This window comes from Pseudomonas sp. X10, from assembly GCF_054889225.1.
On the sequence record NZ_CM142677.1, the window covers coordinates 427,572 to 453,692 of the forward strand.

The 26,121-nt window shown below is 61.4% G+C and carries 21 protein-coding genes; 17 read left to right on the plus strand and 4 right to left on the minus strand.

Annotation, left to right across the window (positions count from 1 at the left end):
- The first annotated feature begins 606 nt into the window (after window positions 1-606).
- Complete coding sequence (locus ACYU03_RS02030) at window positions 607-1,500, plus strand: SphA family protein (RefSeq protein ID WP_461887879.1); 894 nt, start codon at window positions 607-609, stop codon at window positions 1,498-1,500.
- A gap of 357 nt (window positions 1,501-1,857) precedes the next feature.
- Window positions 1,858-2,400, plus strand: a complete 543-nt coding sequence (locus ACYU03_RS02035; RefSeq protein WP_461887880.1) for a glutathione S-transferase family protein — start codon at window positions 1,858-1,860, stop codon at window positions 2,398-2,400.
- Between the two features lie 608 nt (window positions 2,401-3,008).
- Here ACYU03_RS02035 and gbcA read toward each other — a convergent pair.
- Entirely contained in the window at window positions 3,009-4,298 is a 1,290-nt protein-coding gene (gene gbcA / locus ACYU03_RS02040; RefSeq protein WP_461887881.1) for a glycine-betaine demethylase subunit GbcA, read from the minus strand.
- Window positions 4,299-4,588: 290 nt separating this feature from the next.
- Here gbcA and gbcB point away from each other — a divergent pair, with 290 nt between their 5' ends.
- The 4 genes from gbcB (at window position 4,589) to ACYU03_RS02060 (ending at window position 8,568) form a co-directional block, all read left to right on the plus strand.
- Window positions 4,589-5,689: a glycine-betaine demethylase subunit GbcB gene (gene gbcB / locus ACYU03_RS02045; RefSeq protein ID WP_461887882.1), complete on the plus strand. Its 1,101-nt coding sequence runs from the start codon at window positions 4,589-4,591 to the stop codon at window positions 5,687-5,689.
- A 226-nt stretch (window positions 5,690-5,915) separates the two neighbouring features.
- Window positions 5,916-6,152: a hypothetical protein gene (locus ACYU03_RS02050; protein ID WP_461887883.1), complete on the plus strand. Its 237-nt coding sequence runs from the start codon at window positions 5,916-5,918 to the stop codon at window positions 6,150-6,152.
- Window positions 6,149-6,451 (plus strand): cell division protein ZapA, encoded by a 303-nt coding sequence (locus tag ACYU03_RS02055; protein WP_461887884.1) that lies wholly within the window; start codon window positions 6,149-6,151, stop codon window positions 6,449-6,451. The genes ACYU03_RS02050 and ACYU03_RS02055 overlap by 4 nt, the downstream gene beginning before the upstream one ends.
- A gap of 179 nt (window positions 6,452-6,630) precedes the next feature.
- Complete coding sequence (locus tag ACYU03_RS02060; protein ID WP_461887885.1) at window positions 6,631-8,568, plus strand: methyl-accepting chemotaxis protein; 1,938 nt, start codon at window positions 6,631-6,633, stop codon at window positions 8,566-8,568.
- Window positions 8,569-8,664: 96 nt separating this feature from the next.
- Here ACYU03_RS02060 and ACYU03_RS02065 read toward each other — a convergent pair whose 3' ends face one another.
- Window positions 8,665-9,705 (minus strand): threonine aldolase family protein, encoded by a 1,041-nt coding sequence (locus ACYU03_RS02065; RefSeq protein WP_461887886.1) that lies wholly within the window; start codon window positions 9,703-9,705, stop codon window positions 8,665-8,667.
- Between the two features lie 336 nt (window positions 9,706-10,041).
- Between ACYU03_RS02065 and glyA the strand changes: the two genes are divergently transcribed.
- From glyA to ACYU03_RS02105, 8 genes are all read left to right on the plus strand, one after another.
- Window positions 10,042-11,295, plus strand: a complete 1,254-nt coding sequence (gene glyA / locus ACYU03_RS02070) for a serine hydroxymethyltransferase (protein WP_461887887.1) — start codon at window positions 10,042-10,044, stop codon at window positions 11,293-11,295.
- A gap of 15 nt (window positions 11,296-11,310) precedes the next feature.
- The gene (locus tag ACYU03_RS02075) at window positions 11,311-12,561 is read left to right on the plus strand and encodes a sarcosine oxidase subunit beta family protein (protein WP_461887888.1); all 1,251 of its coding nucleotides are present in this window, start codon (window positions 11,311-11,313) and stop codon (window positions 12,559-12,561) included.
- Between the two features lie 14 nt (window positions 12,562-12,575).
- Entirely contained in the window at window positions 12,576-12,911 is a 336-nt protein-coding gene (locus ACYU03_RS02080; protein ID WP_461887889.1) for a sarcosine oxidase subunit delta, read from the plus strand.
- On the plus strand, window positions 12,908-15,925 hold the full coding sequence (locus ACYU03_RS02085; protein WP_461887890.1) for a sarcosine oxidase subunit alpha: 3,018 nt from the start codon (window positions 12,908-12,910) through the stop codon (window positions 15,923-15,925). The genes ACYU03_RS02080 and ACYU03_RS02085 overlap by 4 nt, the downstream gene beginning before the upstream one ends.
- Window positions 15,926-16,063: 138 nt before the next feature.
- Window positions 16,064-16,696 carry a sarcosine oxidase subunit gamma gene (locus tag ACYU03_RS02090; RefSeq protein WP_461887891.1) on the plus strand — a complete coding sequence of 211 codons (633 nt, stop codon included), beginning with the start codon at window positions 16,064-16,066 and terminating at the stop codon, window positions 16,694-16,696.
- 11 nt (window positions 16,697-16,707) lie between these two features.
- Entirely contained in the window at window positions 16,708-17,565 is an 858-nt protein-coding gene (gene purU, locus ACYU03_RS02095; protein ID WP_461887892.1) for a formyltetrahydrofolate deformylase, read from the plus strand.
- 297 nt (window positions 17,566-17,862) lie between these two features.
- Window positions 17,863-19,062: a formaldehyde dehydrogenase, glutathione-independent gene (gene fdhA, locus ACYU03_RS02100; RefSeq protein WP_461887893.1), complete on the plus strand. Its 1,200-nt coding sequence runs from the start codon at window positions 17,863-17,865 to the stop codon at window positions 19,060-19,062.
- Between the two features lie 949 nt (window positions 19,063-20,011).
- Window positions 20,012-20,587: a DUF2780 domain-containing protein gene (locus ACYU03_RS02105; RefSeq protein WP_461887894.1), complete on the plus strand. Its 576-nt coding sequence runs from the start codon at window positions 20,012-20,014 to the stop codon at window positions 20,585-20,587.
- 122 nt (window positions 20,588-20,709) lie between these two features.
- Here the strand turns inward: ACYU03_RS02105 and ACYU03_RS02110 are convergent, their stop codons facing one another.
- Window positions 20,710-22,071, minus strand: coding sequence for an APC family permease (locus tag ACYU03_RS02110; RefSeq protein WP_461887895.1), 1,362 nt, complete (start codon window positions 22,069-22,071; stop codon window positions 20,710-20,712).
- Window positions 22,072-22,289: 218 nt separating this feature from the next.
- Window positions 22,290-23,177: an acyltransferase gene (locus tag ACYU03_RS02115; protein ID WP_461887896.1), complete on the minus strand. Its 888-nt coding sequence runs from the start codon at window positions 23,175-23,177 to the stop codon at window positions 22,290-22,292.
- Window positions 23,178-23,359: 182 nt separating this feature from the next.
- Between ACYU03_RS02115 and rloA2 the strand changes: the two genes are divergently transcribed.
- The 3 genes from rloA2 (at window position 23,360) to creC (ending at window position 26,069) form a co-directional block, all read left to right on the plus strand.
- On the plus strand, window positions 23,360-23,860 hold the full coding sequence (gene rloA2 / locus ACYU03_RS02120) for a retropepsin-like aspartic peptidase RloA2 (protein ID WP_461887897.1): 501 nt from the start codon (window positions 23,360-23,362) through the stop codon (window positions 23,858-23,860).
- 95 nt (window positions 23,861-23,955) lie between these two features.
- The gene (gene creB, locus ACYU03_RS02125; protein WP_461887898.1) at window positions 23,956-24,636 is read left to right on the plus strand and encodes a two-component system response regulator CreB; all 681 of its coding nucleotides are present in this window, start codon (window positions 23,956-23,958) and stop codon (window positions 24,634-24,636) included.
- Complete coding sequence (gene creC / locus ACYU03_RS02130) at window positions 24,636-26,069, plus strand: two-component system sensor histidine kinase CreC (protein ID WP_461887899.1); 1,434 nt, start codon at window positions 24,636-24,638, stop codon at window positions 26,067-26,069. The genes creB and creC overlap by 1 nt, the downstream gene beginning before the upstream one ends.
- Window positions 26,070-26,121 lie beyond the last annotated feature (52 nt).

A 26,121-nucleotide genomic window follows, 5' to 3' on the forward strand; every position in this document is an offset into this window, starting at 1 on the left:
TCCAATTCACAAGCCCGGCCAGGTGCCTGGACGGGCTCGCAGCGACAGGATGCGGGCAGGGTTGCCGCACTCACAAGTCAGCCACAGCAGACATAGCGTCCAAGTTTTTGAACGATTGAAAGACGCGTTTAGAAAAGTTGCTGTAACAGATTCAGGTCGATAATAATTTGCGTCATTTTAGTGCATTGGTTCTTGGTGGATTAATGCATCGGTGCGTGGCGGTATAGCTTGTACGCTTAGTTCGTGATTTTCGAACGATGGTGCTTCTGCGCTGGCTCAACGGTTGTGTGACTGCTTTGGTTATGGGCCATGGATAGTAAGTTTTCATTATCTAAATCATTGGCTTAGATATAATTTTGGAATTTTTTTTGCGCACAAATTACAGGCGGTAAGTGGCGAATTCATAGACTTGGTCGGGCATGTAAGCCGTTATTTTTCGAGTTTTTCGTCCGTGACATTTCTATGTGGTCGCCCTATAAAGGCTGCGAAGGACGCGCTGTATCACTCTCCCGATACTCTTTAAGGAAGTCTCGTACCTGCTCACCACGACATCGTCGCGGGGATGTAGCCGTGTATCTGGCTCATAACTATAAGAAGGCCTGAAGAATGAATCGTCGCCTGTTATTAACACCGATCAGTATTGCGTGTATGACCCTGGCATGCGGCCAGGCAAATGCCACCGAGGGCGGAGCGTCAAGCTACGCCCAAGGCGCGGAAACTTATATGGCAGGGGCTATGCCGCCGCCGGGGCTGTATGGCCAGTTGTTTTTCAGCCATTACGAAGCGGACACCTTGCGCGGCAATCATGGTGAGAAGTTGCCGGTGGATTTCTACATCCGCGCCAATTCGGTGGTGCCCCGGGTGATCTGGGTCACCGAGCAACAGATCCTGGGCGGTCAGTTGGGTTTCCATGTGATCGCGCCGTTGGTGGATCTGAAAGTCAGCGTCAACGGCCAGTCCCAAAGCAAAAGCGGCCTGGGCGACATCCTGTTCGCCCCGGCGTTGGGTTACCACTTCGGCGACAAACTGCACGCCGTGTTTGCCATCGACACCATTGCACCTACCGGCCGTTATGACCGCGATGACCTGGCCAACACCGGGCGTAACTACTGGGTGTTTCAACCGGTGATTGCCGTGGATTACATCGACCCCGATGGCCTCAATTTTGCGGTCAAGACCATGTACGACTTCAACCGCAAGAACCCTGCCACCGACTACCGTTCCGGCCAGGAATTGCACCTCGATTACTCGGTAGGTTGGGGCTTCGGCAATGGTTGGGTGGTCGGCGTCGGCGGCTATGCGCTGCACCAGACCACCGACGACCGCCAGGACGGTGAGACCGTGCATGACAACAAGGGTCGCAGTTTCGCCATCGGCCCGTCGATCAAGTACCAGAACAAGAACGGCTGGTTCGTAACCGCGAAATGGCAGGACGAGCAACAAGTGCGCAACCGCGCGGACGGCAGCGCCTATTGGTTCAAGGTCAGCGTGCCGTTTTGAGTCCAGGTTGAGCAAGCATCCGGCGTGACGTCGGCAAAAAGCCCACTGCACCTTTCGCGGTCAGTGGGCTTTTTGCTGCGCGAGAACACGGTCAGGGAATCAATCCCGCCAAGCGGTACGAGGCGATGGTCTGGTCAAACACCGCCAGGTCGTTGCTCCCGCGCGCCACCAGTTGCGCGACTTGCACGGCGGAGAAAATCGATTGGGCCTGGCGTTCCAGTGCTTCGGGCTGCGCCTGCGGTTGGCTCAGGGCTAAGACTTTGACAAGCCAATGTCTTGGCCAGTTCGCGAAAGCTCAAGGCGTTGTATCCGCGGGACTGCACCACCAGGCGCGCGGCCTGCAAAATGGTGTGTTTGGTGCCGGTGTTGGAACTGGATAACGGTACGTTCCTGTCCGAGTGCACGGCGATTATCGAGTATCTCGACAACCTCGATGGCCAGCCGACGCTTACCGGTGTCACGGTCAAAGAGAAGGCCGTGATCCACATGATGCAAAAGTGTGCCGACGACCAGTTAATCGACGCTGTGGGGATTTATTTTCACCACGCCATCGACGACCTCGGCCCGCAGTTGAAACCCTACAAAAGCCCGGAGTGGAGCGACCGCGCGGTGTGGGGCGAGATGCACCGCGCCAAAGCCATCGCCGGTATGAAGTACTTTGATGAAGTCCTGAAGACGTCGCCCTACGTGGCCGGCGACCAATTCTCGATGGCGGATATCACGGTGTGGGCCGGGCTGGTGTGCGCCGGCTTCGCGCAGATCGCCATTCCATCGGAATGCGCGGCATTGCTGGCGTGGAACGCCAAGGTCCGCGACCGTCCGAGCGTAAAAAACCGGCTTGATCCTGCGCCTAAAAGCCTACTGATCCGGCGCCGGGTTCGTGGGCTTTTGTATGGGTGACCATAGATTTTTATTCATCTGACAGAGAGACGCCTGTATTTGCCCACAATCCTTGTTGGCCTCTCTGTGGATAATCTGTTCGGTCATGGCTGTAGGGCACGGATGACAAGGGGTAGAAGGAACTGAGCATTTATTGATCAAATACTGGTTAACGCCCATGAAACCGTCAGCAATCAAGGCTTTGTGGGCTTATCCACAACGGGTCTTCTGATGTTTGACGGGTTGCTCACAAAGTCTGTTGGCGGCTCTGTGGACAAGGTGTTTGTCAGCGGCTGGAGGCCACTGATTCAAAGGCTTACAGAGTTTTGGTCAAATAGTGATCAATCACCTGTGGCCGTTTTCCACATAGGGGAGAGTGAGGTTTCCACAATAGCTGTGGGTCGCCTTGTGGATAAAGTGTTCGCTGACCTGCCGAGGCCCCGTAGATATTGGGCTCCAAGCTTTCTGATCATTATTTGATCAGATCCATACGGCATTCCAATGTGGATAAACGTGCAGGCTGTTGGGCAGGTCGGCGCGCAAGGAAGTGATGTTCAGCAGCACTTCGCCTGGGTAGGAGTCAGCGTCAGCTGGCGATGGGGCCGCGAGGCGGCCCCGGAGGATACTAATTACGCCTCCACTTCCCTCAGATACGCCGCCGGCTCAGCTCCCAGGTTGTTGAGCATGCGCTGGCTGTACCAGTCGATGAAGTTGACCACGCCGAACTCGTAGGTCTTGGAGTAGGGCCCCGGCTGGTAGGCCGTGGAGTTGATGCCGCGCTGGTTCTCTTCGGCCAGCCGGCGGTCCTGGTCGTTGGTGGCGTCCCAGACCTGGCGCATGCGCAGTGGATCGTAGTCGACGCCTTCGACTGCGTCTTTGTGCACCAGCCATTTGGTGGTGACCATGCTTTCCTGGGCACTGATCGGCCACACAGTGAAGACGATGATGTGATCGCCCATGCAGTGGTTCCAGGAATGCGGCAGGTGCAGGATGCGCATCGAGCCCAGGTCAGGGTTCTTGATCCGGCCCATCAGCTTCTGGCAGGCCTGCTTGCCGTCCATGGTCATGGATACGGTGCCCTTGAGCAGCGGCATGCGCACGATACGGTTGCGCAGGCCGAAGCTGGCATGGGCGTAAGGGATCTTCTCGGCATCCCAGGCGGCGGCCGATGCGGCGACGTGGTCCTTGAACGCCTGGTCGGCGCGGGGGTCGGTGACGTCGTCCCATTCCAGCAGGGTCTTGAGCAGCTCAGGGTGCGAACCGTTGCAGTGGTAGCACTCGCGGTTGTTCTCCAGCACCAGCTTCCAGTTGGCCTTTTCCATCAAGGTGGTCTGCACCGCCACCTTGGTGTTCTCCATGTCGTACGGTTCCATGTAGTGTTCCAGCGTGGCTAGGAACTCGTCGATCGCTGGCGGGTTCTCGGCCAGGCTGATGAAAATGTAGCCGCCAGCGGTCTTCACGTGCACCGGCTTGAGGCCGTACTGCTTCATGTCGAAGTCGGCGCCCATCTCGGTGCCGGCGAACAGTAGGCGGCCGTCCAACTCGTAGGTCCATTGGTGGTAAGGGCACACCAGCTTGGCGACCTTGCCCTTGTCGCTGGTGCACAGGCGCGAGCCACGGTGCCGACAGACGTTGTGGAAGGCATGCACCTGGCCTTCGGCCCCACGAATGACGATGATCGGGTTCTTGCCGATCTGCAGAGTGAGGAAGTTGCCCTTGGCCGGAATCTCGCACGTCATGCCCGCGATCAGCCATTCCTTGTGGAAGATCTCCTGCATGTCGATCTGGAACAGACGCTCATCGGTATAGAAAGGTTGCGGCAGCGAGAAGGTGCGCTCGCGGTTTTGCAGCATCTCGGCAGTGGCGCCGCGTGCTGCTTCCAGTGGATCGCCCAGGCTCAAGGTTGCGGTGACGTCCATCGTTTGGGTCCTCATGGCCGATAACGGCCGGCGAAAGGTGGCTAATCGTTCTTGTGGTGCCGCAAGGCTGTTGCAGAAAAACAGCAGGTTCATTTGCGGTGGAGTGTGCGTTCGCCAACTTCCGGAACCATATCCATGGACGACATGGCCGAATCCGTTTCCGACGCACCAGCCCTTGCACCTCAAGGCTGGTCGCGATAAGCACGCCGATGTCGCGGATGGGAATGTACAGCGGCACCGGCTTGAGCATTATCTCTCCCATCAAGCCGCAGTCGGCCGTGGAGACGAGCATGTCCAATCCCTTCCTCAATCCGGTCACTACCCAGACCTGGGCCAATGGCCGCCATCTTGTCCGGTGCGTCAAGGTCATCCAGGAAACCTGGGACGTGCGCACGTTCTGTTTCATGGCCGACCAACCGATCATGTTCTTCTTCAAGCCCGGGCAGTTCGTGACCCTGGAGCTGGAAATAGAAGGCCAGCCGATCATGCGCTCCTACACCATCTCCAGCTCACCGTCCGTGCCTTACAGCTTCTCGGTGACCATCAAGCGGGTGCCGGGCGGCAAGGTCTCGAACTGGTTGCACGATACCCTGCACGAAGGTCAGGAAGTGGCGGTGCACGGCCCGGTGGGGTTGTTCAATGCCATCGACTTCCCGGCATCGAAAGTGCTGTACCTCAGTGGCGGAGTCGGCATTACTCCGGTGATGTCCATGGCGCGCTGGTTCTACGACACCAACGCCAACGTCGACATGGTCTTCGTGCACAGCGCGCGGTCGCCCAAGGACATCATCTATCACCGCGAGCTGGAGCACATGGCCTCGCGGATCGACAACTTCAGCCTGCACATCATCTGTGAGAAGCATGGCCTGGGCGAACCTTGGGCCGGCTACCGTGGCTACCTGAACCACAAGCTGATGGAGCTGATCGCCCCGGATTTCATGGAGCGCGAGATCTTCTGCTGTGGGCCGACCCCGTACATGAACGCAGTCAAGCGGCTGCTCGAAGCGGTCGGCTACGACATGAGCCGCTACCATGAGGAGTCGTTCGGCGCCACGCCGCCGGAAGCCAAGGCCGATGCAGTGGAGCAGGCCGAGCAGGCTGCCGATGCGCCGGAAGTGGATGCCGCCGACCTTCACCTGGTGGAGTTCATCGGCAGCGACAAGAGCATCCGTGTGGCTCCAGGCGAGACCGTGCATGCGGCAGCGGCCAAGGTCGGCCTGATGATCCCAAAGGCCTGCGGCATGGGTATTTGCGGTACCTGCAAGGTGCTCAAGCTCGGTGGCGAGGTGGACATGGAGCACAACGGCGGCATCACCGATGACGATGTTGCCGAAGGCTACATCCTGTCGTGCTGCAGCGTACCCAAAGGCGATGTGCGCATCGATTACTGATCCGGCACGGCAATGCCCCGGGAGGTCATGGCTGATTGGTCGTGACCTGCGCAGGGGCGAGCAGCAGCTACCGGTTTCCTGACGGGCGGTTGACCCAGGTCGGAACAAGGAGCGGATATGCCTGTCAATCTGCACCAGGCCGAAGCCTCTATTCCCGATATTCCTGGCGAGGGCGCGAGGTTTTCTTTATCGTGTGCGCCCTTTGCAACAACCCGAGATAAACCCCATGCTGGAAGCATCCCTGAATCAACTCGAGCAACTGGTCAACGACCTGGTGCAGAAGAACGCCCAACTGGCTGAACAGAACGCTCAACTGAGCCAGGAACTGGCCCAGGCCAAAGAAGAAAACGACAGCCTGCAACTGTCGCTGATGGAGCAGGAAGAAAAGCACGGCGCCACCGCCGCGCGTATCCAGGCTCTGGTTGAGCGCGCCAGCGCCAGCGCGGGTGCCGTCAACGCATGAGACTGCAAGCGCAGCCGATCAACGTCGTGTCGATCCTTGGCAACGACTATTCGATCAAGGCGCCCGAAGGCCAGGAACAGACCCTGGCGCAAGCCGTTCAGATGCTCAATGCGTCCCTGGCCGAAACCAAGCGCCAATACCCGACCCTGATCGGTGACAAACTGCTGGTACTGGCGGCCTTGAACCTGTGTTCCAAGCAGATCGAAATGCAGAAAGAGCACCAGCAGGCGCTTGAGCGCACCCAGGCACAGATCGACGCTACGGTCGAGGCCATCGTCCGTACTATCGGCGAACAATAAACGTATTGCCCAAACCCCTGCAGGAGAGGGCTTGCTTGCGGTTGCGATGGTGATTCGACCGACGCAATCGCAGGCAAGCCCTTTCCTACGGGTTTTTTGTGCCTGTCTTAGATTGCTGGAATAACTGGATACTTGAGTGTATACACTTCTCCCGCACATAGTTCCTGGGGAGGAAGGGTATGCGGATCTGGCGGCGGAGTATCCAGTGGCAATTGATTGGCAGTATGGGCGCGGCTTTACTGCTGAGCATACTGGTGGTGGTGGCGATCTATACCGTGGCGGTCAATCGCCTCACGGAGCGCTATCTGCTCGACACCGCCCTGCCGGCCAGTGTCGAAGCGATCCGCAACGATATCGAGCGGATGCTCGGCAAGCCCCTGGTCGCCGCCGCCGATATCGCCGGCAACACCTTGCTGCGCGACTGGCTGGCCGCCGGTGAAGATCCGGCCCAGGCGCCGCGCTTCGTCGAGTACCTGGAGGCGGCGCGGCAGCGCAACCAGGCCTTTACTACGCTATTTGCCGCGACCGCGACCGGCCATTACTACAACGAGAAAGGCCTGGACCGCACCCTCAGCCGTGGCAACCCCAAGGACCAGTGGTTCTATGGCTATGTCGACAGCGGCGCCGAGCGCTTGGTCAATATCGACATCGATGGCGCGACCGGTGAGCTGGCGCTGTTCATCGATTACCGCATCGAGAAGGATGGGCAGTTGGTCGGCATCGCCGGCATGGGGCTGCGCATGGCCGAGCTGTCGAAGCTGATTCGTGACTTCAGTTTTGGCGAGCATGGACGGGTGTTCCTGGTACGCAATGATGGGCTGATCCAGGTTCATCCGCAGAGCGAGTTCAGTGGCAAGCGCCAGTTGAGCGAGCAGATCGGCACGGCGGCGGCCAAGGTCGCACTCGGCCAGCATGAGGGCTTGAGCAGCGGCCGTTTTACCCGGGACGGTGAGGAGTACCTGGCCTTGAGCCTGCCCTTGCGCGACCTGAACTGGACCCTGGTTGCCGAGGTCCCGGAATCGCAAATCTATGCGCAGATGCACCAGGCGGTGTGGCTGACCAGCCTGATAGGCGGGGCCGTGGCGCTGGTCTCACTGCTACTGGTGGTGCTGTTGGCTCGCGGCTTGGTGCGGCCAATCCGTCGGGTCACCGCTGCACTGATGGAGATCGGCAGTGGCGCTGGCGACCTGACCCATCGGCTGGACGAGACCCGACAGGATGAGCTCGGCGACCTGGCTCGCGGTTTCAACCGCTTCTTGGACAGCCAGCGTGGTTTGATCGGCGAAGTGCTTCGCACCACCGAGCGCCTGCACCGCTCGGTGGAGCAGGTGAGCCGGGTAGTGGAGAACACCACCGAACGTTCCGGCCGCCAGCAGGAAATGACCGAAATGGTAGCCACCGCGGTGCACGAGATGGGGCTGACCGTGCAGGACATCGCTCAGAACGCCGGCAACGCCGCCCAAGCCTCGGAGACGGCGCGCAGTGAAGCGCTGCTGGCCCGGGAGGTGGTGCGCCGGTCGATCCAGCATATTGAAGGCATGTCTGGCGACATCGGCCAGGCGGCTGAGGCGGTGAGCCAGTTGGCTGATGAAGTTGCCTCGATCGATGAGGTATTGGCGGTGATTCGCGGTATTTCCGAACAGACCAACCTGCTGGCGCTCAATGCCGCCATCGAGGCTGCGCGGGCCGGGGAAATGGGCCGGGGGTTTGCCGTGGTCGCCGATGAAGTACGAACCCTGGCGCGGCGCACTCAGGCTTCAACCGACGAAGTGCAGCAGATGATCCAGCGTCTCAAGCAGGGAGCTGGCACGGCGGTGGCCTCGATGCAGGCCGGACAGCAAGCGACCGGTACCGGGGTGGAGTCCAGCCAGCGTACCGGAACGTCGCTCGGAGCCATTACCGATCAGGTCGATCACATCAGCGACATGAACCAGCAGGTGGCGACCGCCACCGAAGAGCAGTCGGCAGTGACCGAAGAGATCAACCGCACCGTGCAGGGGATTTCCGACCTGGCCCGGGAGACGGCTGCCGAGGTGCAGATGTGCCGGGAAGACTGCCGGGCGCTGCGTGGGCTGGCTGAGGACCTGGCGCGGCAGATGGGTGGGTTCAAGCTTTGATAGCGAGCGCTTCACGCTCGATCGCGACACAAGGTCGCACAGAGCGCCCTGTGAAGCGCTGAGAAGGGCTGCTTTGCAGCCCCGAGGCGGTTTTTGTCAGGCACCGATGATCGAGCGGATATCCGCCGCCAGTTCGCGCACGCGCGCCTCCTGGGTGTCCCATGAGCACATGAACCGCGCCCCACCGCTGCCAATGAAGGTATAGAAGCGCCAGCCCTTGTTGCGCAGGGCTTCGATCGCGGCTTCAGGCATCTGCAGGAACACTCCGTTGGCTTCTACCGGGAACATCAGTTCGACGCCCGGAATGTCGCTCACCAGGCTGCTGAGCAGTTGCGCGCAATGGTTGGCGTGGGTGCCATGGCGCAGCCAGGCGCCATCTTCCAGCAGACCCACCCAGGGGGCGGAGAGGAAACGCATCTTCGATGCCAGTTGCCCGGCCTGCTTGCAGCGGTAGTCGAAGTCGTCGGCCAGGTCGCGGTTGAAGAATAGGATAGCCTCACCGACCGCCATGCCGTTTTTCGTGCCGCCAAAGCACAGCACGTCGACCCCGGCCTTCCAGGTCAGCTCGGCCGGCGAGCAGCCGAGGAAGGCGCAGGCGTTGCTGAAGCGGGCGCCGTCCATATGCAGGTTCAGGCCCAGCTCCTTGCAGGTGGCGCTGATTGCCTTGAGCTCGTCCGGGCGATAGACGCTACCAACCTCGGTGGCTTGGGTCAGGGTCACCACGCGCGGCTTGGGATAGTGGATGTCCTGGCGCTTGAGCGCGACCTCGCGGATCGACTCCGGTGTCAGCTTGCCGTCGACACTGCGTGCTGTCAGCAGCTTGGAGCCGTTGGAGAAGAACTCCGGCGCGCCACATTCGTCGGTCTCGACGTGGGCGGTCTCCGAGCAGATCACGCTGTGGTAGCTCTGGCACAGTGAGGCCAGGGCCAGGGAGTTGGCGGCGGTGCCGTTGAAAGCGAAGAACACTTCGCAGTCGGTTTCGAACAGTTGGCGGAAGTGGTCGGCGGCGCGCTCGGTCCACTGGTCGTCGCCATAGGCGCGCTCGTGGCCCTGGTTGGCCTTTTCCATCGCCGCCCAGGCTTCGGGGCAGATGCCGGAATAGTTGTCGCTGGCGAATTGTTGGCTTTGATCTGTCATGACACGGTCCTGTGAACGACGCAGAACAGCACTCTAAACCATCGCTGAAACGGTTGCCTATACAAGCTGCGCATGAACCGGTTTCAGTGGCTGTCATGCCGGACTGTTCGCGGCCAGGCGGGCTCAAGGATAACCCCGCCCACCCCTTTGGGAGCGAGCCTTCCCGCGAAAGGGCCCTGGCTGACACACCTCCTGTCTCCATGCCTGGAACGAATGTCGTAAACGCGCCATTGCAAGGCGTGCGCAGGCATCTGGGTACCCTGCGCCGGTCATACCATCGCTGCAAAGGACCACGGGTCCATCAGACAAGAAATGATCGCTGCCGGGAGATACACGATGTTCAGCAAGCAAGACCAGATCCAGGGTTACGACGACGCACTGCTGGCGGCGATGAATGCCGAAGAACTGCGCCAGGAAGATCACATCGAGCTGATCGCCTCGGAGAACTACACCAGCAAGCGCGTGATGCAGGCCCAGGGCAGCGGCCTGACCAACAAATACGCCGAGGGCTACCCAGGCAAGCGCTACTACGGTGGCTGCGAGCACGTTGACAAGGTCGAACAACTGGCTATCGACCGCGCCAAGCAACTGTTCGGCGCCGATTACGCCAACGTCCAGCCGCACTCGGGCTCCTCCGCCAACAGCGCCGTGTACCTGGCCCTGCTGCAGGCCGGCGACACGATCCTGGGCATGAGCCTGGCCCATGGCGGCCACCTGACCCACGGCGCCAAGGTGTCGTCCTCGGGCAAGCTGTACAACGCCGTGCAGTACGGCATCGACACCAATACCGGGCTGATCGACTATGACGAAGTCGAGCGCCTGGCCGTTGAACACAAGCCGAAGATGATCGTTGCCGGCTTCTCGGCCTACTCCAAGACCCTCGACTTTCCGCGCTTCCGTGAAATCGCCGACAAGGTCGGCGCTTATCTGTTCGTCGACATGGCCCACGTCGCCGGCCTGGTCGCCGCTGGCCTGTACCCGAACCCACTGCCGTACGCTGACGTCGTCACCACCACTACCCACAAGACCCTGCGTGGGCCACGTGGCGGCCTGATCCTGGCGCGCAGCAACGAAGAGATCGAGAAGAAGCTCAACGCCGCTGTCTTCCCGGGCGCCCAGGGCGGCCCGCTGATGCACGTCATCGCCGCTAAGGCCGTGTGCTTCAAGGAGGCCCTGGAGCCTGGCTTCAAGACCTACCAGAAGCAGGTCATCGAGAACGCCCAGGCCATGGCCCAGGTCTTCATCGAGCGTGGCTACGATGTGGTTTCCGGTGGTACCGACAACCACCTCTTCCTAGTCAGCCTGATCCGCCAGGGCCTGACCGGTAAGGACGCCGACGCCGCCCTTGGCCGCGCCCATATCACCGTCAACAAGAACGCCGTGCCGAACGACCCACAGTCGCCGTTCGTCACCTCCGGCCTGCGCATCGGCACCCCGGCGGTTACCACCCGCGGCTTCAAGGTCGCCCAGTGCGTGGCGCTGGCCGGCTGGATCTGCGACATCCTCGACAACCTCGGTGATGCCGACGTCGAAGCCAATGTGGCCCAGCACGTCTCGGCACTCTGTGCAGATTTCCCGGTTTACCGCTGAGTGGAGTAAACGACTATGCAACGTTATTCAGGCTTCGGCCTCTTCAAGCACTCGCTCAGCCACCATGAGAACTGGCAGCGCATGTGGCGCACGCCGACCCCGAAAAAGGTCTACGACGTGGTCATCGTCGGCGGTGGCGGCCATGGCCTGGCAACGGCCTACTACCTGGCCAAGGAGCACGGCATCACCAACGTGGCCGTGGTCGAGAAGGGCTGGCTGGGCGGCGGCAACACCGCCCGTAACACCACCATCGTGCGTTCCAACTACCTGTGGGACGAGTCGGCGCATCTGTACGAGCACGCCATGAAACTGTGGGAGGGCCTGTCCCAGGACCTCAACTACAACGTGATGTTCTCCCAGCGTGGCGTCTACAACCTGTGCCACACCCTGCAGGACATGCGTGACTCCGAGCGCCGGGTCAGCGCCAACCGCCTCAACGGCGTGGACGGCGAACTGCTCGATACCGCTCAGGTGGCGGCGGAGATCCCTTACCTGGACTGCTCGAAGAACACCCGTTACCCGATCCTCGGCGCCACCGTGCAACGTCGGGGCGGCGTGGCCCGCCATGACGCCGTGGCCTGGGGCTTCGCCCGCGCCGCCGATGCTTTGGGCGTAGACCTGATCCAGCAGACCGAGGTCACTGGCTTCCGCAAGGAAAACGGCGCTGTGATCGGCGTCGAAACCAACAAAGGCTTCATCGGCGCCAAGCGCGTCGGCGTGGTCACCGCCGGCAACTCTGGTCACATGGCGCGTCTGGCTGGCTTCCGCTTGCCGATCGAATCCCACCCGCTGCAAGCGCTGGTGTCCGAGCCGATCAAACCGATCATCGACAGCGTGATCATGTCCAACGCCGTGCACGGCTACATCAGCCAGTCAGACAAGGGCGACCTGGTTATCGGCGCCGGCATCGACGGCTGGGTCGGCTACGGCCAGCGGGGTTCCTACCCGATCATCGAACACACCCTGCAGGCCATCGTCGAGATGTTCCCGAACCTCTCGCGGGTGCGCATGAACCGCCAATGGGGCGGCATCGTCGACACCACTCCAGACGCCTGCCCGATCATCTCCAAGACCCCGGTCAAGAACATGTTCTTCAACTGCGGTTGGGGCACCGGTGGCTTCAAGGCCACCCCGGGTTCGGGCAACGTCTTCGCGGCGAGCTTGGCCAAGGGCGAGATGCACCCGCTGGCCGCGCCTTTCTCCATCGACCGTTTCTACAACGGCGCACTGATCGACGAACACGGCGCCGCCGCCGTCGCCCACTAACCGGAGACACTGTCATGTTGCAAATTTTCTGTCCCCATTGCGGCGAGCTGCGCTCCGAAGAAGAGTTCCATGCCTCGGGCCAGGCCCACATCGCCCGCCCGCTGGACCCCAACGCCTGCAGCGACGAGGAGTGGGGTACCTACATGTTCTTCCGTGACAACCCGCGTGGCATTCACCACGAGCTGTGGGACCACGTCGCCGGCTGCCGGCAGTACTTCAACGTCACCCGTGACACGGTGACTTACGAGATCCTGGAAACCTACAAGATCGGCGAGAAGCCGCAAGTGACCGCCAGCGGCAAGCAGAGCAACGCCCAGTCGACCGTCAAGGGCCAGGGGGAAAAAGTATGAGCCAGACCTATCGTCTCGCCAGCGGCGGCCGTATCGACCGCAGCAAGGTCCTGAACTTCACCTTCAACGGCAAGACCTACCAGGGCTATGCCGGTGACACCCTGGCCGCGGCCCTGCTGGCCAACGGCGTCGACATCGTCGGCCGTAGCTTCAAGTATTCGCGTCCACGCGGCATCGTCGCCGCAGGTACCGAAGAGCCGAACGCCATCCTGCAAATCGGCTCCAGCGAAGCTACCCAGATTCCCAACGTGCGTGCCACCCAGCAGGCCCTGTATTCCGGCTTGGTGGCCACCAGCACCAACGGCTGGCCGAACGTCAACAACGACGTCATGGGCATCCTTGGCAAGGTCGGCGGCAGCATGATGCCGCCCGGGTTCTACTACAAGACCTTCATGTATCCCAAGTCGTTCTGGATGACCTACGAGAAGTACATCCGCAAGGCCGCGGGCCTCGGTCGCGCACCGCTGCAGAACGACCCGGACAGCTACGACTACATGAACCAGCACTGTGACGTGCTGGTGGTCGGCGCAGGCCCTGCCGGTCTGGCTGCGGCATTGGCCGCTGGTCGCAGCGGTGCGCGGGTGATCCTCGCCGACGAGCAGGAAGAGTTCGGCGGCAGCCTGCTGGACAGCCGCGAAACCCTCGACGGCAAGCCTGCTGCCGACTGGGTCGCCGCCACCATCGCCGAGCTGCAGAGCTTGCCGGAAGTGACCCTGCTGCCCCGCGCCACGGTCAACGGCTACCACGACCACAACTTCCTGACCATTCATGAGCGCCTGACCGACCACCTCGGTGACCGCGCGCCGATCGGCCAGGTTCGCCAGCGCGTGCACCGTGTCCGCGCCAAGCAAGTGGTACTGGCTGCAGGTGCCCACGAGCGGCCGCTGGTGTACGGCAACAACGATGTCCCGGGCAACATGCTTGCCGGTGCCGTCTCCACTTACGTGCGCCGTTATGGCGTGGCCCCAGGCCGCAAGCTGGTGCTATCGACCAACAACGACCACGCCTACCGCACTGCCCTGGACTGGCATGACGCCGGCCTGCAAGTGGTCGCCATCGCCGACGCCCGGCACAACCCGCGTGGCTCGCTGGTCGAGGAAGCGCGTGCCAAAGGCATCCGCATCCTGACCTCCAGCGCAGTGATCGAAGCCCGTGGCAGCAAGCACGTGACCGGCGCCCGCATCGCCGCCATCGATGTACAGGCGCACAAGGTCACCAGCCCTGGCGAAGTGCTCGACTGCGACCTGATCGCCACCTCCGGCGGCTACAGCCCGATCGTCCACCTGGCCTCGCATCTGGGCGGCCGTCCGGTATGGCGCGAGGACATCCTCGGCTTCGTTCCGGGCGACGCGCCGCAGAAGCGCGTCTGTGTCGGTGGTGTGAACGGCGTCTACCCACTCGGCGATGTGCTGGCCGATGGTTTCGAGGGCGGCGTGTGCGCAGCCACCGAGGCGGGCTTCAAGGCCGTCGCCGGCAGCCTGCCCAAGACTGTGGAACGCAAGGAAGAGGCCACCGTGGCGCTGTTCCAGGTGCCGCACGACAAGGGCACTAACCGTGCACCCAAGCAGTTCGTCGACCAACAGAACGACGTCACCGCAGCCGGCATCGAACTGGCCACCCGCGAAGGCTTCGAGTCGGTCGAGCACGTCAAGCGCTACACCGCCCTGGGCTTCGGGACCGACCAAGGCAAGTTGGGCAACATCAACGGCCTGGCCATCGCCGCCCGTTCGCTGGGCATCAGCATTCCGGAAATGGGCACCACCATGTTCCGCCCCAACTACACGCCGGTGACCTTCGGCGCGGTAGCGGGCCGGCACTGTGGCCATCTGTTCGAGCCCGTGCGCTTCACCGCCCTGCATGCCTGGCACGTGAAGAATGGCGCCGAATTCGAAGACGTCGGCCAATGGAAGCGTCCGTGGTACTTCCCCAAGCCGGGCGAAGACATCCACACCGCTGTCGAACGTGAATGCAAGGCCGTGCGCGACAGCGTGGGCCTGCTCGATGCCTCGACCCTGGGCAAGATCGATATCCAGGGCCCGGATGCCCGCGAGTTCCTCAACCGCATCTACAGCAACGCCTGGACCAAGCTCGATGTGGGCAAGGCCCGCTACGGCCTGATGTGCAAGGAAGACGGCATGGTCTTCGACGACGGCGTGACTGCCTGCGTCGGCGACAACCACTTCATCATGACCACCACCACCGGCGGCGCCGCCCGTGTGCTGCAGTGGCTGGAGCTGTACCACCAGACCGAATGGCCAGAGATGAAGGTGTATTTCACCTCGGTCACCGACCACTGGGCGACCATGACTCTGTCCGGCCCCAACAGTCGCAAGCTGCTGGCCGAGCTGACCGACATCGACCTGGACAAGGAAGCCTTCCCGTTCATGAGCTGGAAGGAAGGCCTGGTCGGCGGCGTGCCGGCGCGGGTGTTCCGTATCTCCTTCACTGGCGAGCTGTCGTACGAAGTCAACGTTCAGGCCAACTACGCCATGGGGGTGTTGGAGCAGATCGTCGAGGCCGGCAAGAAGTACAACCTGACCCCGTACGGCACCGAGACCATGCACGTCCTGCGCGCCGAGAAGGGCTTCATCATCGTTGGCCAGGACACCGACGGCTCGATGACCCCGGACGACCTCAATATGAGCTGGTGCGTCGGCCGCAACAAGCCGTTCTCCTGGATCGGCCTGCGAGGCATGAACCGCGAGGACTGCGTGCGCGAGAACCGCAAGCAACTGGTCGGCCTCAAGCCGGTGGACCCGACCAAATGGCTGCCCGAAGGCGCCCAGTTGGTGTTCGATCCGAAGCAACCGATCCCGATGGACATGGTCGGTCACGTCACCTCCAGCTATGCGGCCAACTCCCTGGGCTATTCGTTCGCCATGGGTGTGGTCAAGGGCGGCCTCAAGCGCATGGGTGAGCGTGTCTACTCGCCGCAGGCCGATGGCAGCGTGATCGAGGCGGAGATCGTATCTTCGGTGTTCTTCGATCCGAAGGGTGAGCGGCAGAACGTTTAAGGCACTGAAGGCAGCGTTGAACCTAGAGGAGCGGGCTTACCCGCGAGTGAGGCGGTGAAGCCACCATCGCATCGCGGGCAAGCCCGCTCCTACAAGGCCGCCGCCGCTCGGACCAACAGAATTCAAGGCAGGTAAGAAATGAGCGCTATCAACGTCTTCCAGCAAAACCCCGGCGCCGATGCCAAGGCTCAGTCGCCGTTGCACCACGCCGACCTGGCCAGCCTGGTTGGCAAGGGCCGCAAGAACGCAGGCGTGACCCTGCGTGAAAGGAAATTCCTCGGCCACCTCACCCTGCGTGGTGACGGCCACGATCCGGTCTTCGCCGCCGGTGTGCACAAAGCCCTGGGCCTGGAGCTGCCGGTGGCCCTGACCGTGGTCGCCAATGCCGAAATGTCGCTGCAGTGGGTCGGTCCTGACGAGTGGTTGCTGATCGTCCCCGGCGGCCAGGAGTTCGCCGTCGAGCAGAAGCTGCGCGACGCCCTCGATGGCCAGCATATCCAGGTGGTCAACGTCAGTGGCGGGCAGACCCTGCTCGAACTGCGCGGCCCCAACGTGCGCGACGTGCTGATGAAGTCCACCAGCTATGATGTTCACCCGAACAACTTCCCGGTCGGCAAGGCCGTCGGCACCGTGTTCGCCAAGTCGCAACTGGTGATCCGTCGCACGGCTGAAGACACCTGGGAGTTGGTGATCCGCCGCAGCTTCTCCGACTACTGGTGGCTGTGGCTGCAGGACGCTTCGGCCGAATACGGCCTGAGCATCGAGGCCTAGGAGGGCACCCCATGAGCAGAGCTCCGGACACCTGGATCCTCACCGCCGACTGCCCGAGCCTGCTCGGCACCGTCGATGTAGTGACGCGCTTTCTCTACGAACAGCGTTGCTACGTCACGGAACACCACTCCTTCGATGACCGGCTCTCCGGACGCTTCTTCATCCGCGTCGAGTTCCGTCAGCCGGAGGACTTCGATGAAGCCGGATTCCGCGCTGCCCTGGGCGAGCGCGGCGAGGCCTTCGGCATGGTCTTCGAACTGACCGCACCCAATCACCGCCCGAAGGTGGTGATCATGGTGTCCAAGGCCGACCATTGCCTGAACGATTTGCTGTATCGCCAGCGCATCGGCCAGCTGGCGATGGATGTGGTCGCAGTGATCTCCAACCATCCCGACCTCGAACCGCTGGCGGACTGGCACCGCATCCCCTATTACCACTTCCCCCTCGACCCCAAGGACAAACCGTCCCAGGAGCGCAAGGTGTTGCAGGTAATCGAAGAGACCGGCGCCGAGCTAGTGATCCTCGCCCGCTATATGCAGGTGCTATCGCCGGAGCTATGCCGCCGGCTCGATGGCTGGGCGATCAACATCCACCACTCGTTGCTACCTGGCTTCAAGGGTGCAAAGCCCTACCATCAGGCTTACAACAAGGGCGTGAAACTGGTAGGTGCCACTGCTCACTACATCAACAACGATCTCGACGAAGGGCCGATCATCACCCAGGGCGTCGAGGTAGTGGATCACAGTCATTACCCCGAAGACCTGATCGCCAAGGGGCGCGATATTGAATGCCTGACCCTGGCGCGGGCTATTGGTTATCACATCGAGCGGCGGGTGTTTCTCAACGCTAATCGTACTGTGGTGCTCTGACGTTTTTGGGGCTGCTTTGCAGCCCATCGCAGGCAAGCCAGCTCCTACAGGTACAGCGCCGTATCTGTAGAGCTGGCTTGCCTGCGATGGGGCGCAAAACGACCCTGGCGACTCTCCTGAAACACTGCTAAACCCAGCCATCCCTCTCTGACGCCCAATGACAAGCCACTGTCGTTTCCAGTCACGGTGCTGCCCTGCCACAAGCCCACAATTCCCCCATTCCAGTAACACATGCCGTCCATGGAAGGCGGCGCTTCAACCAACGCTGCATAAATACAAATCAAGCGAGGTAAGAGCATGTCTGGCAATCGTGGAGTGGTGTATCTCGGCGCCGGCAAGGTCGAGGTGCAGAAGATCGACTACCCGAAAATGCAGGACCCGCGTGGCAAGAAGATCGAACACGGCGTGATCCTCAAGGTGGTCTCCACCAACATCTGCGGCTCTGACCAGCACATGGTGCGTGGCCGCACCACTGCCCAGGTCGGGCTGGTCCTGGGCCATGAAATCACCGGTGAAATCATCGAGATGGGGGGTGACGTCGAACGCCTGAAGATCGGTGACCTGGTGTCCGTACCGTTCAACGTCGCCTGCGGCCGCTGCCGCTCGTGCAAAGAGATGCACACCGGCGTCTGCCTCACCGTCAACCCGGCCCGTGCCGGCGGTGCCTACGGTTATGTCGACATGGGCGACTGGACCGGCGGCCAGGCCGAATACGTGCTGGTGCCCTACGCCGACTTCAACCTGCTGAAACTGCCGGACCGCGACAAGGCCATGGAGAAGATCCGTGACCTGACCTGCCTGTCCGACATCTTGCCCACTGGCTACCACGGTGCCGTGACTGCTGGCGTTGGCCCAGGCAGCACCGTGTATGTTGCGGGGGCTGGTCCGGTCGGTCTGGCCGCTGCGGCTTCGGCCCGCCTGCTGGGCGCAGCCTGCGTCATCGTCGGCGACCTCAACCCAGCGCGCCTGGCCCACGCCAAGTCCCAGGGCTTCGAAGTGGTCGACCTGTCCAAGGACACCCCGCTGCACGAGCAGATCATCGACATTCTTGGCGAGCCGGAAGTGGACTGCGCGGTCGATGCCGTAGGCTTCGAAGCGCGCGGCCATGGCCACGAAGGCGCCAAGCACGAGGCCCCGGCTACCGTGCTGAACTCGCTGATGCAGGTGACCCGCGTTGCCGGCAGCATCGGTATCCCAGGCCTATACGTGACCGAAGACCCGGGCGCGGTGGATGCCGCCGCCAAGATCGGCGCGCTGAGCATCCGCTTCGGCCTGGGCTGGGCCAAGTCGCACAGCTTCCACACCGGCCAGACCCCGACCATGAAGTACAACCGCCAGCTGATGCAGGCAATCATGTGGGACCGCATCAACATTGCTGAGGTGGTGGGCGTGCAGGTGATCAACCTGGATCAGGCGCCGGAAGGCTATGGCGAGTTCGATGCTGGTGTGCCGAAGAAATTCGTGATCGACCCGCACAAGATGTGGGGCGCGGCGTGATGCCGTGATGTAATGAAAAGCCCCTCATATTGAGGGGCTTTGTTCATGGCTCGTCTTGCGGGCTGTAGTGCCGCGCAATCTCACTGGCGACCAATCCCCTGGGACGAGAGCGAGTTATTATGGGAGGCTCGCAAACAGGCCAGCCCATCTTGGCAAATCCTAACGCCTGATTCTTGAAGATTCGTAGCTAGCCGATCTTGTATGCCTAGGTCGAATCTTACTCAATTGTGTCAGACCAACTATGACGAGCGCTATAACTATTATAATGATCAACATAGCGATTGCGAAGAGTGCCGCGAAATGACCCGTAGGACCTCTATGGTTTATTGGATCTCCCTTACAATAGGCGTCCGCATTTAACCCACCCTTCCCAAACGGGCTCATGGAATCCGGTGAATGGAATCACATAAGTACCGGGTTGTAAGCGCGATACCCATTTCCCAGCAGGTAGAAGTCGAGCGGATCTCTATGTTCACCATTGAAATTTAGCGACGACGTTGCTTCTATCCCGTCGGGAATGTACCCGTACGGGGTATAAGAAAAACGTTTTGGTGACGATGAGTTATGGCCCGTCAGTACAGATCGAGCAAGGTCGGAGCCAAGTAAACTCGCTTGGTTTGCCCCGCGCCGTTCCGCTAGTGGCCTGTCCTGATGACGAAACAGTAAGTTTGTCTGGGCGCTCGACTTGATACTATGTAGATTGCTGCCCTGATAGAAATGCTGCTGAATGCTAATTCGCTTATCCCATCCAATATAATTGACTTGCTGGACCACGCTCAGGACTGGTGTCAGTGTCTGTCGCTCAGGATCAAATGCACAACTAGCAGAAATGCTAGGTGGGATAGTTTTCGAGGAGCCAGGCAGCCCGATATATGGCTTGGAACAAATCTTGAAACATTCAGTCGAATGCCTCGTTTCCCAAGCCATTCCGGCCGACGAGGTCCCTCCGATGAAAGCACTCACCCTTGCAACCCTGATGACCCTGGCCGCAAGCCCGGTGTTCGCCTTCAACCTCAGCGACGCCGCCAGCGCCGTGTCGGCCATGCAGAACCAGAAACAACAAGGCCAGGTGCAGGCGCCCGAGGCGCAGGCCAACCTGCTCAACACCCTGGGCAGTGAACTGAAGATCACCCCCGAGCAGGCCGTGGGCGGAGCAGGGGCGATGCTGGGGCTGGCGCGCAATAACCTGAGCGCTGACGATTACGGTCAGTTGACCAAGGCCGTGCCTGGGCTGGACCTGCTGTCTGGCGCCAATGCGCTGGGCGGGTTGAGTGGGCTGGGCGAGATGCTGGGCAAGAACAGCGAAAGCCAGTCGGCATTGAGCAATGCGTTGGGTAACAACGTTGAGAATCGCAGCGACCTGGACAGCGCCTTCAAAGCCTTGGGCATGGATACCGGCATGATCGGGCAGTTTGCGCCGTTGATTCTGCAGTACCTGGGCCAGCAGGGGATTGCCGGTTCGTTGCTGCAGAACCTGGCTAGCCTGTGGACCACCCCCGCGCCGTTGGCCCAGCCCTCGGTTTAACGGCTTGGCACTCCTCCTGTGGGAACGGCCTTGTGTCGCTAAAGGGCCGCGCAGCGGCCCCAGCACTCGCGACACAAGGCCGCTCCCACAAGAGCATCCGGCGCCAATTTTATCTGCGCAGGTCAGGTAGCTTCGGAGAAATCCACTAGGGTTACCGGGCGGCGGAAGCCAGCGGTCAGCACCGCTAGGTAAGCCAGGCCCAGAGCAAACCAGCATAGCCCGATCACCAGCGTCAGCGCCGACAGGCTGGTCCACAGCCACAATGTCAGGCCCAACCCCACCAGTGGCACCACGCCATAGCGCAGCAAGCCTTTGAGGTTGCGGTGCGAGTCGTTGTTCACCAGATGGGTTTTCACCACCGCCAGGTTCACCGCCGAGAACGCCACCAGCGCACCGAAGCTGATCAGCGAGGCGAGGGTGGCGAGATCTATCACCAAGGCCAACAGCGAGAACGTCGATACCAGCAGGATGGCGAATGCCGGCGTGCCGAAGCGTGGCGAAAGGTAGCCGAAGGTGCGCTGTGGCAGCACTTTGTCACGGCCCATGGTGAACAGAATGCGCGATACAGCGGCCTGCGACGCCAGCGCCGAACCCAGGCTGCCGGCGACGAACGCTGCGGTGAAGAAGTTGGCCAGGAACTGCCCACCCGCTTTGAACATCACCTCGTTCGCCGCCGCATCGGCATTGGCGAAAGTGCTGCCGGGAAACACCAGTTGGCTGACGTAGGCCAGCAAGGTGAACAGCACGCCGGCAAACAGCGTGGTCAGGATGATTGCTCTTGGCACGTCGCGGCGAGCGTCGCGGCATTCTTCGGCCAGGGTCGAGACGGCATCGAAGCCGAGGAACGACAGGCACAGTACTGCTGCGCCCGCCATCAACGGGCCGAAGCCTGGTTGGGTGCCATCACCCAACAGCGGCGAGAGCAGGTCGATCGGTTGGCCGGCCAGCGTTTGGCAGGATAGGGCAACGAATACTCCGATGAACACGATCTGCGCGCCGACGATCAGGTTGCTGGCCTTGGCCACCGAGTGGATGCCGACCACGTTGAGCACTGTGACCAGGGCAATCGACGCCAGTACGATGGTCCATGCGGGGATGGCTGGGAAGGCGATGTTGAGGAACAGACCGATCAGCAGGTAGTTGATCATCGGAATGAACAGGTAGTCGAGTAGCAGCGACCAGCCGGCGAGAAAACCGACGTTGGGCCCGAACGCCAGGTTGGTGTAGGAGTACGCCGAGCCTGCGACCGGAAAGCGCTTGACCATGAAGCTATAGGAGGCGGCGGTGAACAGCATCGCCAGCAGGGTCACCAGGTAGGCCCCGGCGGTGCGTCCACCGGTAATTTCGGTGACGATGCCATAGGTGGTGAAGATGGTCAGCGGGACCATGTAGACCAAGCCAAAGAACACCAGGGCGGGGAGCCCCAGTACACGGCGCAGTTGAGGGGAAGCGGCCTCAGCGGGGGTGCAAGGTTGATTTGCCATCGATCGATCCTGGCTTTCTTGTAGTTGTGTGTTGATCGATTTTTATCCATCTATATGGATGATGACAAACAAAGAATTGCTTATTTCAATTATAAATCTGGATTTTGATCGGATTTCAGTGGGGGCTCACTCGTGGACAAGCCCACCCCTGCAAAGACAGCGCGGTCTCTGTAGGAGCGGGCTTGCCCGCGAATAGGTCGGATCAGACAACGAAGATCTCAGCGCATCTGGGCGCGCAACTGCTCGATCCGCTGATCCTTCTCCTCCCACAGCTGGTTCACCCAGGCCTGCACGGTCTGGCGGAAGGCCGGATCGTTCTCGTAATCCCCAGCCCACAACGCTGGGTCCAGCTCATGCACGCGGATATCGATAATCACCCGGCTGATGCTGCCGTTGAGCAGGTCCCAGAACCCGGGAGCCTTGTCGCCGGGGTAGACGATGGTGACGTCCAGCAATGCATCGAGCTGTTCACCCAATGCCGCCAGCACGAAGGCCACGCCGCCGGCCTTGGGCTTGAGCAGATGCTTGTAGGGCGACTGCTGCGCCAGGCGTTTGGCCTCGCTGAAGCGGGTCCCTTCGAGATAGTTGACCACGGTGACCGGCTGGCGCTTGAACAGCTCGCAAGCGGCCTTGGTGATTTCCAGGTCCTTGCCTTTGAGCTCCGGGTGTTTTTCCAGGAAGGCCTTGCTGTAGCGCTTCATGAACGGATAATCCAGCCCCCACCAGGCCAGGCCCAGCAGTGGCACCCAGATCAGCTCCTTCTTGAGGAAGAACTTGAAGAACGGCACCCGGCGGTTGAGGCTTTCGATCAGGGCGGGGATGTCGACCCAGCTCTGGTGATTGCTCACGCAGAGGTAGGAGGTGTCCTGGCGCAGTTTTTCGATGCCACGGATGTCCCATTGGGTGGGGATGCAAAGGGCGAAGATCGCCTTGTCGATTTCTGACCAGGTCTCGGCGATCCACATCACCGCCCAAGAGGCATAGTCGCGGTAGCGGCCGGGCAGCAATAGTTTGAGCAGGGCGAAGACCAGCAGCGGGCCGATCAGCACCAGGGTGTTGAGCAGCAGCAGGAGGGTCACGAAAATGCCGGTCAGCAGGCGACGCATAGAAAAACTCTTGTTGTCAGGTTTAAACGATTGGCAATGATAATCAGCGCCAGAGCCTACGCCAAATGGCACGGCCGAGTCGGGGCAGACAAATGTTTCACATTATGTTGGGTAATCTTATGCAACGAACCTATCCTGCCCGCGCAGTCTAATCACTGTCCCATTTCAAGGAAGCGTATCCTGTGAAACCTTTGCTCGCACTGTTGTCGCTGCTGGCCCTGCCAGTCATGGCCGCGGACCCGACCCTCTACGGGCGTTACGAATACATCGGCCTGCCGGAGATCGGCGAGACCCTCAAAGCCAAGATGGACACCGGCGCCTTGACCGCTTCGCTGTCGGCCAGGAACATCGAGCGCTTCACCCGCGACGGCGAAGAGTGGGTGCGCTTCCGTCTGGCGACCAAGGATGCCGACGGCAAGGTCTATGAACACAAGGTCGCGCGCATCAGCAAAATCAAAAGCCGCGCCGACGAGGAAGAAGAACGTGAAAGCCCCGAAGTGGCCAGGCGCCCGGTGGTAGAGCTGGAACTCTGCTTGGGTGACATAAAGCGCACCGTCGAGGTCAACCTGACCGACCGCAGCAGCTTCAACTATCCGCTGCTGATCGGAGCCAAGGCCTTGCGCGAGTTCAAGGCTGCGGTGAACCCAGCGCGCAAGTTCACCGCGGGCAAGCCGGATTGCTGACACTGCTGCTGCAAGCTGCAAGAAAGAGCGATTCAGTGTAATTTCACGCGGTCCGCTTCTACTTGAAGCTTGCCGCTTGAGGCTTGAAGCTCAGAATGCCCCATATCCTCATCGTCGAAGACGAAGCTGCCATCGCCGATACGCTGGTTTATGCCTTGCAGGCCGACGGCCACAGCACCGAATGGGTGACCTTGGGCAGCGCCGCCCTCGAACAACAGCGCTTGCATCCAGCTGACTTGGTCATCCTCGACATCGGCTTGCCGGACATCAGTGGCTTCGAAACCTGCCGCCAGTTACGTCGCTTCAGCGAGGTGCCGGTGATGTTCCTCAGTGCCCGCGATGCCGAAATCGACCGGGTGGTGGGCCTGGAGATCGGCGCTGACGATTATGTGGTCAAGCCTTTCAGCCCACGCGAGGTGGCGGCGCGGGTGCGGGCGATCCTCAAACGCATGGCGCCACGACCTGAACCGGCTGCCAGCATGGGGCCGTTCCAACTCGACACCCTGCGTATGCAGATCACCTACCATGGGCAGCCACTGAGCCTGACCCGCCATGAGTTCCGCCTGCTGCAATGCCTGCTGGAGCAACCGGAGCGGGTGTTCAGCCGCGAGCAGTTGCTCGATGCCCTGGGCGTGGCCTCGGACGCTGGCTACGAGCGGACCATTGACAGCCATATCAAGAGTCTGCGCGCCAAGCTGCGCCAGGTCGCCGCCGCTGCCGAGCCGATCCAGACCCATCGCGGCCTGGGCTACAGCTACAGCCCAGGTCATAGCTGATGCGCCTGGGCATCCGTATCTTCCTGGTCTACTTCCTGTTCGTCGGCCTGACTGGCTACTTCATTCTCAACACAGTGCGCGAGCAGATCCGCCCAGGTGTACGCCAGTCCACTGAGGAGACGCTGGTCGACACCGCCAACCTACTGGCTGAGATCCTCCACGATGACGTCAAGGCCGGCACCCTCGGCCAGAGCCACTTACCCCAAGCGCTCGAAGCCTATGGCCAGCGCCGTCCGGGTGCAGATATCTGGGGCCTGGCGAAGAACCAGGTGAACCACCGCATCTACGTCACCGATGCCAAGGGAGTGGTCTTGCTCGATTCCAGTGGCGTGGCGCTGGGGCAGGACTATTCGCGCTGGAATGACGTCTACCTGACCTTGCGCGGCCAGTATGGCGCGCGCTCGACCCGTAGCGATCCGGATGACGAGTCGACCTCGGTGATGCATGTGGCCGCGCCGATCCTCGACAACGGCCAGATCATTGGCGTGGTCACTGTGGCCAAGCCCAACAGCTCGCTGCAGCCCTATATCGATCGCGCCGAGCGGCGCTTGCTGCACTTGGGGCTGGGCTTGATCGGCCTGGGCCTGTTGATGGGGGCGGCGCTGTCGTGGTGGCTGGCGCGCTCGCTGTGGCGCTTGACCCGCTACGCCCAGGCGGTCAGCGAGGGTGAGCGGGCGGCCTTGCCGCATTATCGCGGTGGCGAGCTGGCGCAGCTAGCTTCGGCGGTGGAGCGCATGCGCACGCAGTTGGAGGGCAAGGCCTATGTCGAGCGCTACGTGCACACCCTGACCCATGAGTTGAAAAGCCCGCTGGCGGCCATTCGCGGCGCCTCCGAGCTGCTCCAGGGTGATATGCCGGCACTCCAGCGCGAGCGCTTCGCCGGCAATATCGAGCGCGAGAGCGCCCGGCTGCAGCAAATGATCGAGCGCTTGCTCAACCTGGCCCAGGTCGAGCAGATGCAGACGCTGGAGGATGAGCAGCAGGTAGTCTTGGCGGCACTCATCGATGAGCTGTTGCTGGCTCACGACGCTCGTATCGAGGCCTCAGAGTTGCAGGTACGTCAGCGTGTGCCAGTGGGGGCGAGGCTGCTGTGTGATCCGTTCCTGATGCGTCAGGCGTTGGCCAACCTGCTGGAGAATGCCTTGGACTTCACACCGCCTGGTGGCATGTTGCTGTTCGAGTTGGAGCAGGCTGGCGAGCGCGTTGCTCTGAGCCTGTTCAACCAGGCTGAGGCGATTCCCGACTATGCCATTGGGCGGGTCAGCGAGCGGTTCTACTCCTTGCCGCGTCCTGGCAGCGGACGCAAGAGCACGGGGTTGGGGTTGAACTTCGTCGACGAAGTGATGCAATTGCATGGCGGGGCGCTGGCGGTGGACAACGTCGAGGGTGGGGTGCGTGTGCGGCTGTGGCTGCCGGTGCGGCGTCTGAGCTGATTGCGGGGCCACTGTGCGGCCCATTCTGCGTCAACCGCAAGAACGGAGGTAT

Bases quoted from the DNA above. Each gene is read 5' to 3' on its own strand.
- ACYU03_RS02030 (WP_461887879.1), top strand. From the start codon at position 607: ATGAATCGTCGCCTGTTATTAACACCGATCAGTATTGCGTGTATGACC.
- gbcA (WP_461887881.1), bottom strand. From the start codon at position 4,298: ATGGACGTCACCGCAACCTTGAGCCTGGGCGATCCACTGGAAGCAGCA.
- gbcB (WP_461887882.1), top strand. From the start codon at position 4,589: ATGTCCAATCCCTTCCTCAATCCGGTCACTACCCAGACCTGGGCCAAT.
- ACYU03_RS02050 (WP_461887883.1), top strand. From the start codon at position 5,916: ATGCTGGAAGCATCCCTGAATCAACTCGAGCAACTGGTCAACGACCTG.
- ACYU03_RS02055 (WP_461887884.1), top strand. From the start codon at position 6,149: ATGAGACTGCAAGCGCAGCCGATCAACGTCGTGTCGATCCTTGGCAAC.
- ACYU03_RS02060 (WP_461887885.1), top strand. From the start codon at position 6,631: ATGCGGATCTGGCGGCGGAGTATCCAGTGGCAATTGATTGGCAGTATG.
- ACYU03_RS02065 (WP_461887886.1), bottom strand. From the start codon at position 9,705: ATGACAGATCAAAGCCAACAATTCGCCAGCGACAACTATTCCGGCATC.
- glyA (WP_461887887.1), top strand. From the start codon at position 10,042: ATGTTCAGCAAGCAAGACCAGATCCAGGGTTACGACGACGCACTGCTG.
- ACYU03_RS02075 (WP_461887888.1), top strand. From the start codon at position 11,311: ATGCAACGTTATTCAGGCTTCGGCCTCTTCAAGCACTCGCTCAGCCAC.
- ACYU03_RS02080 (WP_461887889.1), top strand. From the start codon at position 12,576: ATGTTGCAAATTTTCTGTCCCCATTGCGGCGAGCTGCGCTCCGAAGAA.
- ACYU03_RS02085 (WP_461887890.1), top strand. From the start codon at position 12,908: ATGAGCCAGACCTATCGTCTCGCCAGCGGCGGCCGTATCGACCGCAGC.
- ACYU03_RS02090 (WP_461887891.1), top strand. From the start codon at position 16,064: ATGAGCGCTATCAACGTCTTCCAGCAAAACCCCGGCGCCGATGCCAAG.
- purU (WP_461887892.1), top strand. From the start codon at position 16,708: ATGAGCAGAGCTCCGGACACCTGGATCCTCACCGCCGACTGCCCGAGC.
- fdhA (WP_461887893.1), top strand. From the start codon at position 17,863: ATGTCTGGCAATCGTGGAGTGGTGTATCTCGGCGCCGGCAAGGTCGAG.
- ACYU03_RS02105 (WP_461887894.1), top strand. From the start codon at position 20,012: ATGAAAGCACTCACCCTTGCAACCCTGATGACCCTGGCCGCAAGCCCG.
- ACYU03_RS02110 (WP_461887895.1), bottom strand. From the start codon at position 22,071: ATGGCAAATCAACCTTGCACCCCCGCTGAGGCCGCTTCCCCTCAACTG.
- ACYU03_RS02115 (WP_461887896.1), bottom strand. From the start codon at position 23,177: ATGCGTCGCCTGCTGACCGGCATTTTCGTGACCCTCCTGCTGCTGCTC.
- creB (WP_461887898.1), top strand. From the start codon at position 23,956: ATGCCCCATATCCTCATCGTCGAAGACGAAGCTGCCATCGCCGATACG.
- creC (WP_461887899.1), top strand. From the start codon at position 24,636: ATGCGCCTGGGCATCCGTATCTTCCTGGTCTACTTCCTGTTCGTCGGC.